The following is an 8,193-nucleotide window of genomic DNA, read 5'->3' on the forward strand; positions in this document are numbered from 1 at the left end:
GGTCGGTCGACCTGATGGGATCTCCGGCACGTGAAACGTGAACAACGCTCACTTCCTCGTGCCGGAGGTCCTCCGTGTCCCGCTTGTCGCGCACCACTCTCGTGGCGACCGCCGTCGCCGCCTCCCTGCTCGCCACGCTCGCACCCGCCGCCACCGCGACCGCCGAACCCACCGCCGCCCGTACGGAGCCCGCGCCCGCCGCGGAGACCGGCGGCGACGGGATCCCCGACCTCACCGACTCCCGGGGCCGCGTCCTCACCCTGCGCGGCTGGAACGTCGGGGACAAGGCGCACAGCGGCGACGCCGCCCTCTCCTCCGTCACCGAGAAGCACTTCCGCGACATGCGGGCCAAGGGCTTCAACACCGCCCGGCTGCTGGTCTTCTGGGACGACCTGGAGCCCCGCCCGGGGCAGTACAGCCACCGCTACCTCCGCACGATCGAGCAGGTCCTGGACTGGGCGGCCGCGCACGACGTCAAGGTGGTCCTCGACGCCCACCAGGACGTCTTCGGCCCCGCCTTCGACCACCGGGGCATCCCCGCCTGGGCCACCCGGACCGACGGACTCCCCTTCACCCCGCGCCCCGACGACTGGTTCTCCGAGTACTTCGAGCCCGCCGTCCAGCGCGCCTTCACCCACCTCTACGAGGACGAGGACCTGCGGCAGGCCCAGGCCCGCATGTGGCGGGTGCTCGCCGACCGCTTCGAGGACCACCCGGCCGTGCTCGGCTACGACCTGATCAACGAACCGATGGGCGAACTGCGCGAGGGCGAGGACCTGGCGACGGCCGCCCGGCGCATCGAACGGGACCAGATCACCCCGATGTACAACCGGATCGCGGACGCGATCCGCTCGGTCGACCAGGACTCCTGGCTCTTCGTCGAACCGACGCCGATCGTGGGCGAGGGCGTCCCGACCGGGCTCGGGCGGATCGACGACCCGAAGGTCGTCTACGCCCCGCACTTCTACAACGGCACCATGGAGGCGGGCGGCGACTACGACCCCTCGGCCCGGTGGATCGAGAACTACGAGGCGGCGATCACCCTGTACCCCAAGGAGCACAAGGTCCCCGTGGTGGTGGGGGAGTGGGGGCCGCTCAACAACTCCGCCCCGAACATGAACCGCTTCTACCGGGAGGCCATGGCCTCACTCGGCCGCTACGGCTCCGGCTGGACCGGCTGGGAGTGGTGCTACGGCGGCGGCTACTGCGCCGTCGACTCCACCGGCGCCTTCCGCACCAACAAGGAGCTGACCGCCGAGCCCTACGCGGAGGCCGTCGCCGGCCGCGTGGGCTCCGCCGCGTACGACCCGGCGGCCGGCGTCTACCGCCTGGAGTACCGGGCCGCCGGGCCCCGCGGCTCCCGCGTCACCGAGCTGGCGCTGCCACCCGGCGACTGGAAGGTCGCGGCCCGCGGCGCCCTCGTCCTGCGCGACCGGGACCGGAGCCGGGTCCGCGTGCTCGCCGTCCCGGACGCCCGGGTCACCGTCACCGTGACCCGGACCGCCGCCCGCCCCTGACCCGGCGGCGGGCGCCGCTCAGACGCCCGAGCGGCGGTGGAGTATCCCGGTGATCCGGGTCGCGGCCGTGACCAGGTGGTCGCGGGCCTCCGCGAGCTGGGACTCCGTCACCCCGTGGTCGCGGGCCGCGTCCCGGATCTCGTCCCGGAACCGGTCGAGCAGCCGGTCCAGATCCCGGCCCGGCTGCCCCGACCCGGACGACTCCGCCGCCCACGCGGGCGTCTCCGCCGCCGCGCCCGCCCCGGCCGTCGTGCCCGCCGTGCCCGTCTCCGGGGCGGCCGGCGGCATGTCCGCGGCGCCCGCCCGGGCCTTGGGGTGGTGGCCCTGGACGAGGTCGCCCAGCTGCGCGGTGATCCCGGACAGGCCCTCCCAGACGGCCTGCGGCCACTCGCCCTTGGCGAACCGGTTCTGGACCTCGTCCTGCACCTGCTGGGCGATGCGCTGGAACTCCTTCGCCTGGAGCTTCGCCGAGCGGGCCTCCTCCTTCGCCTGCCGGGTCTGCTCCTTCCACTCCCGGGTGGCCTTGCGCAGCTCCTCCTTGGCGTCGGAGAAGGCGCCGCCCTCCGCCGTCCGGGTCCGGCTCGCCGCCGCGCGCATCTCGCTGCGCACCCGGCCGGCCGCGCCCCGTACGTCCTCGCGGATCTCGGCGGCCAGCTCGGCGACGGAGTCCCGGATCTCCCGCTCCAGGGCGTCGAGTTCGGCCTCCCGGCCGGCCAGCTCGGTGCGGCCCGCGCCGGTGATCGAGTAGACCTTGCGGCCGCCCTCGCTGGTGTGGGTGACCAGGCCCTCGGCCTCCAGCTTGGCGAGCCGGGGGTAGACCGTGCCGGCGGAGGGCGCGTACAGCCCCTGGAAGCGCTCCTCCAGGAGCCGGATCACCTCGTAGCCGTGGCGGGGGGCCTCGTCGAGCAGCTTGAGCAGGTAGAGACGGAGTCGGCCGTGGGCGAAGACGGGGGCCATGTTCAGAGCACCTTTCCGGACGCGGGGGCGGTGGGCGTGGGCTCCGGGTCCTCGGGGGACTCCGGACGGCGGAGCAGGGCGATCGCGCCGGAGACCGTGGTCGCCTTGAGCGTGCCGCTGCCGGCGCCGAGCGTCCCGCTGAGGGACCGCGTGCCCCAGTCCCCGGCCACCCGCAGGTCCTCGAAGGCGTTGGAGAGGGAGCCGCTGGTGGTGCTCGCCTCGACCCGGGCGTCCGCCGGGTGCGGCAGCCGGATGGCGATCTCGCCGGAGACGCTGGCGAGCCGGATGTCGGCCGGCGGGGCCCCGGCCGGCGCCGGGTCCAGGTCCAGGACCATGTCCCCGCTGACCGTCTCCGCCCGTACCGCCGAGCCGGAGCCCTCGATCACCGTCACGTCACCGGTCACCGAACTCACCCGCAGCGCGCCGGTCACCGACTGGGCCTCCAGGGCGCCCGAGACGCTCTCCGCGCGGACCGGGCCGGAGAGCCCCACGAGCGTCGTGGCACCGGTCACCCCGCGCACCTCGGTGCGGCCCCGCAGACCGGAGACCACCGTGTCCGCCATGACCGCGCCCACCTCGACCTCGGCGCCGGCCGGGACGGCGACGGAGACGACCGCCCGGCGCCGGTGGGCCTTGGTGTCGAGCCACTTGAGGATGCCCTTCCAGTGCAGGTCCTCATAGGTGACGGTGAGGGTGGGCCCCTCCTGGCTGACGATCAGCGGCGGGCCCTCGATCTCCGAGACCTCCACCCGTGCCGTGCTCTCGTCGGTGCCCACCACGTTCACCGCACCGCCCACGACGCGGATGCGCAGCCGCGTCACGGGACCGTCGGGCACGAGTTTCACCGGCTCGGTGACGGACCACTCGGTCATGGTGCGGACCTCCCGTTTCCTCGAAGCATTCCTTCAAGCCGACGCAACATATCGCGACTTCGAGACTCACGATATATCGCGGTGTGACGGAGTCAACCCTGATTCATCCCTGACAGGGTCGGAGCAAAGACCTCGGTACCCGGACAAACTGGCCTAGCGTAGGGCCCATGAACGCGACATCCGGACCGAGCCCCGCCGGGGCGCTGCTGCTGTGCCGAGCCGACCCCACGGCGGTCCGGCCGCCCGCCCAGCTCCTGCGGGAGCGGCTGCTCCTCGCCCCCGCCGGAGCCGACTGGAGCGTCCTCGTACCGGAGGGGAAGCCCTGGCAGGACGGCGCGGAGCCGGTCGAGCGGGTCGTCACCGGCTGGGCCACCGCCCTCGCCGTCTCCGCCGCCAGCTGGCCCGTCCTGGCGCTCTGGTGGGACGGGGACCGCGCCGGCCTCACCCTCGCCGCCGGCTTCCGCCGCACCGTCGGCTACACCTGGCTCGCGGACGGCACCCCCGTCGGCGAGGACGAGGCCATGCGGACCTTCGCCGACCGCCTCGCCCTCGACCCCGTCCTCGACGTCCAGGCCCTGGAGCCGCTCACCCTCCCCGACCCCGAGGCCGACGCCCGTACCCGCCTCGTCGGCCTCGTCGCCGTCCTCGCCCGCACCGGCCTCGACCTGCCCGCCGGCATCGACCCCGGCGAGACCCCCGACCGGCTCCGCGAGGCGGCCCTCGCCGGCGGCGCCGAGCAGCTCGAGTGGCCCGGATGGCGCGGCGCCGTCCTCGACGAGCTCGACGCCGTGGAGGAGGGCCCCCTCGGGCCGTACGTACGCGGCCCCCGGGCACGGCTCCTGGGCGGCGCCCAGCTCGCCGTGGGCGTGCCGCTGCTCCTGTGGGGCCTGCGCCGGCGCTCCGGCGGCTGGACCGCCGCCGGAGCGCTCCTCGTCGTCCACGGCGCCCTCGGCCTCGCCTACGACCGGCTGCGCGAGCACTGACCCGCGCAGGACGCCGGAAGGCCCCCTCCCACGCGCGTGGGAGGGGGCCTTCCGGCAGGTGCGTGCCTACTCGTCGTCGTCCTCGTCGTCGAGACGGGCCAGCCAGGTCGCGAGGCGCTCGACCGGCACCTCGAAGTCGGGGTTGAGATCGACGAAGGTCCGCAGCTGCTCGGCGAGCCACTCGAAGGTGACCTCCTCCTCGCCGCGCCGCTTCTCCAGTTCCTCGATGCCACGGTCGGTGAAGTACATGCGATCCAGGATAGGCCCGCCCGGTCAGGCCGGAGGCCCGGCACCCCTGGTGGGGTGCCGGGCCTCCGTACGGGGTGCCGACGTCAGGCGTCGAAGACCTCGTTGACCAGCTGCTGCTGCTCCGCCTGGTGACGCTTGGCCGAGCCGACCGCCGGGGACGAGGAGTGCGGGCGGGAGATCCGGCGCAGGCGCTCGCCCGCCGGGATGTCCGCGCCGACCGCCAGGTCGAGGTGGTCGATCAGGTTGAGCGCGATGAACGGCCACGCACCCTGGTTCGCCGGCTCCTCCTGCGCCCAGATGTACTTCGCGGCGTTCGGGTACTTGGCGATCTCGGCCTGGAGCTCGGCACCCGGCAGCGGGTACAGGCGCTCCAGACGGATGATCGCGGTCTCCTTGTCGCCGCGCTTCTGCCGCTCGGCCTCCAGGTCGTAGTAGACCTTGCCGGCGCAGAAGACGACCTTGCGGACGTCGGCCGGGTCGACCGTCTCGTCGCCGATGACCGGGCGGAAGCCGCCGGTGGTGAACTCCTCCACCTTGGACGCCGCGGCCTTCAGGCGCAGCATCGACTTCGGGGTGAAGACGATGAGCGGCTTGTGGTGCGGGTTGTGCACCTGCCAGCGCAGGAGGTGGAAGTAGTTCGACGGCAGCGTCGGCATGGCGACCGTCATGTTGTCCTGGGCGCACATCTGGAGGAAGCGCTCCGGGCGGGCGGACGAGTGGTCCGGGCCCTGGCCCTCGTAGCCGTGCGGCAGGAGCAGGGTGACGCCGGAGGTCTGGCCCCACTTCTGCTCGGCCGAGGAGATGAACTCGTCGACGACGGTCTGGGCGCCGTTGACGAAGTCGCCGAACTGCGCCTCCCAGACCACCAGGGAGCTCGGGCGGGCCAGCGAGTAGCCGTACTCGAAGCCCATCGCCGCGTACTCGCTGAGCAGCGAGTCGTAGACGTTGAAGTGGGCCTGGTCCTCGGTCAGGTAGAGCAGCGGGGTGTAGTCCTCGCCGGTCTCCTGGTCGACCAGGACCGCGTGGCGCTGGCCGAAGGTGCCGCGGCGGGAGTCCTGGCCCGACAGGCGGACCGGGGTGCCCTCCATCAGCAGGGAGCCGATGGCGAGCGTCTCGCCGAAGCCCCAGTCGATGGTGCCGTCGTCGATCGAGGCCGCGCGGCGCTGCAGCTGCGGCAGCAGACGCGGGTGGACCGTGACCCGCTCCGGGATGTTGACCTGCGACTCGGCGATCCGCTTCACGACCTCCTGGGAGACCGCGGTGGTGACGGCGACCGGGAACTCGGCCTGCGCGTCCGGCACATGGGCCGGCACCGGGGCGGCGGTGGCCTCGCGGACCTCCGCGAACACCTTCTCCAGCTGGCCCTGGAAGTCCTGGAGCGCCTGCTCCGCCTCTTCCAGGGTGATGTCGCCGCGACCGATGAGCGACTCGGTGTACAGCTTGCGCACCGAACGCTTCTTGTCGATCAGGTTGTACATCTGCGGGTTGGTGAACTGCGGGTTGTCGCCCTCGTTGTGACCGCGGCGGCGGTAGCAGATGAGGTCGATCACGACGTCCTTGTTGAACGTCTGGCGGAACTCGAAGGCGAGCCGCGCGACGCGGACCACGGCCTCCGGGTCGTCGCCGTTCACGTGGAAGATCGGCGCCTCGATCATGCGGGCCACGTCGGTGGCGTACATGGAGGAGCGGGACGACTCGGGAGCCGCCGTGAAGCCGACCTGGTTGTTGATGACGATGTGGACCGTGCCGCCGGTGCGGTAGCCGCGCAGCTGCGACATGTTCAGGGTCTCGGCCACCACGCCCTGGCCCGCGAAGGCCGCGTCGCCGTGCAGGGCCACCGGCAGGACGGTGAAGTCCGTGCCGCCCTTGTTGATGACGTCCTGCTTGGCGCGGACGACACCCTCCAGGACCGGGTCGACCGCCTCCAGGTGGGAGGGGTTCGCGACCAGGGAGACCTTGATCTGCTCGCCGTCGAGACCGGTGAAGGTGCCCTCGGCGCCCAGGTGGTACTTCACGTCGCCGGAGCCGTGCATCGACTTCGGGTCGAGGTTGCCCTCGAACTCGCGGAAGATCTGCGCGTACGACTTGCCCACGATGTTGGCGAGGACGTTCAGGCGGCCGCGGTGGGCCATGCCGATGACGACCTCGTCCAGGCGGGACTCGGCGGCGGAGTCGATGACCGCGTCGAGCAGCGGGATGACGGACTCGCCGCCCTCCAGGGAGAAGCGCTTCTGGCCGACGTACTTCGTCTGCAGGAAGGTCTCGAACGCCTCGGCCGAGTTCAGGCGGCGGAGGATGCGGAGCTGCTCCTCGCGCTCCACGCGCGCGTGGGGACGCTCGACGCGGTCCTGGATCCACTTGCGCTGCTTCGGGTCCTGGATGTGCATGAACTCGATGCCGGTGGTGCGGCAGTACGAGTCGCGGAGCACGCCGAGGATGTCGCGGAGCTTCATCATCGACTTGCCGGCGAAGCCGCCGACCGCGAACTCGCGCTCCAGGTCCCACAGGGTGAGGCCGTGCTCGGTGATGTCCAGGTCGGGGTGCTTGCGCTGCTTGTACTCCAGCGGGTCGGTGTCGGCCATGACGTGGCCGCGGACCCGGTAGGAGTGGATCAGCTCGAAGACGCGGGCGGCCTTGGTGACGTCGTCGTCGTGGGAGGCGTCGATGTCCTTGAGCCAGCGGACCGGCTCGTAGGGGATCCGCAGCGACTTGAAGATCTCGTCGTAGAACTCGTTCTCGCCGAGGAGGAGGTTCGCGACGATCCGCAGGAACTCGCCGGAGGCGGCGCCCTGGATGACCCGGTGGTCGTAGGTCGAGGTCAGGGTCATGACCTTGGAGATGCCCAGCTTGTTCAGGGTGTCCTGGGAGGTGCCCTGGAACTCGGCCGGGTAGTCCATCGAGCCGACGCCCATGATGACCGACTGTCCGGGCATCAGACGCGGCACGGAGTGGACCGTGCCGAGGCCGCCGGGGTTGGTCAGGGAGACGGTGACGCCGGAGAAGTCCTCCATCGTCAGCTTGCCCACGCGGGCGCGCTTGACGATGTCCTCGTACGCCTGCCAGAACTCGAAGAAGTTGAGCGTCTCGGCCTTCTTGATGCCCGCGACGACGAGCTGGCGGTCGCCGTTCGGCTTCACCAGGTCGATGGCGAGACCGAAGTTCACGTGCTCCGGCTTGACCAGGGTCGGCTTGCCGTCCTTCTCCGCGAAGGAGTAGTTCATCGACGGCATGGCCTTGATCGCCTGCACCATGGCGTAGCCGATGAGGTGGGTGAAGGAGATCTTCCCGCCCCGGGCGCGCTTCAGGTGGTTGTTGATGACGATCCGGTTGTCGAACAGGAGCTTCACCGGGACGGCGCGGACGGACGTGGCCGTCGGCACCTCGAGCGAGGCGTTCATGTTCTTCGCGACCGCGGCGGCCGGGCCGCGGAGCGTGATCAGCTCGGGGCCGGCGGGCGCCTCGGCGGCCGGGGCGGCCTTGGCGGCGGGCGCCGGGGCCGGCTTCACGGCGGCCGGAGCCGCGGCCGGGGCGGGCTTCGCCGGGGCCGCGGCCGGAGCGGCGGCGGGCGCCGGCGCCGGGGCGGGCACGGCGGCGGCCGGAGCGGCAGGTGCGGCC

Annotated in this window: 6 protein-coding genes; 2 read left to right on the top strand and 4 right to left on the bottom strand. The window is 72.2% G+C overall.

Annotated features, from left to right (window positions below; all coding sequences use genetic code 11):
- Window positions 1-83 precede the first annotated feature (83 nt).
- A complete protein-coding gene (locus IF73_RS0133120; protein ID WP_234338413.1) occupies window positions 84-1,517 on the top strand; it encodes a cellulase family glycosylhydrolase in 1,434 nt (477 codons plus the stop codon).
- An 18-nt stretch (window positions 1,518-1,535) separates the two neighbouring features.
- On the opposite strand, the gene IF73_RS0133125 is transcribed toward IF73_RS0133120, so the two are convergent.
- Entirely contained in the window at window positions 1,536-2,474 is a 939-nt protein-coding gene (locus IF73_RS0133125) for a PadR family transcriptional regulator (RefSeq protein WP_031014273.1), read from the bottom strand.
- A gap of 2 nt (window positions 2,475-2,476) precedes the next feature.
- Window positions 2,477-3,346: a DUF4097 family beta strand repeat-containing protein gene (locus IF73_RS0133130; RefSeq protein ID WP_031014278.1), complete on the bottom strand. Its 870-nt coding sequence runs from the start codon at window positions 3,344-3,346 to the stop codon at window positions 2,477-2,479.
- A gap of 167 nt (window positions 3,347-3,513) precedes the next feature.
- On the opposite strand from IF73_RS0133130, the gene IF73_RS0133135 reads away from it, so the two are divergent.
- Window positions 3,514-4,329, top strand: a complete 816-nt coding sequence (locus IF73_RS0133135) for a hypothetical protein (protein ID WP_031014280.1) — start codon at window positions 3,514-3,516, stop codon at window positions 4,327-4,329.
- Window positions 4,330-4,395: 66 nt separating this feature from the next.
- Here the strand turns inward: IF73_RS0133135 and IF73_RS0133140 are convergent, their stop codons facing one another.
- Both IF73_RS0133140 and IF73_RS0133145 read right to left on the bottom strand, forming a co-directional pair.
- Window positions 4,396-4,578 carry a DUF6104 family protein gene (locus IF73_RS0133140; RefSeq protein ID WP_019075209.1) on the bottom strand — a complete coding sequence of 61 codons (183 nt, stop codon included), beginning with the start codon at window positions 4,576-4,578 and terminating at the stop codon, window positions 4,396-4,398.
- 83 nt (window positions 4,579-4,661) lie between these two features.
- Window positions 4,662-8,193 (bottom strand): multifunctional oxoglutarate decarboxylase/oxoglutarate dehydrogenase thiamine pyrophosphate-binding subunit/dihydrolipoyllysine-residue succinyltransferase subunit (locus tag IF73_RS0133145; RefSeq protein WP_031014281.1); only part of this gene is annotated, 3,532 nt, incomplete at its 5' end.

The sequence above is a fragment of the Streptomyces sp. NRRL F-5727 genome (genome assembly GCF_000719555.1).
GTDB lineage: Bacteria > Actinomycetota > Actinomycetes > Streptomycetales > Streptomycetaceae > Streptomyces.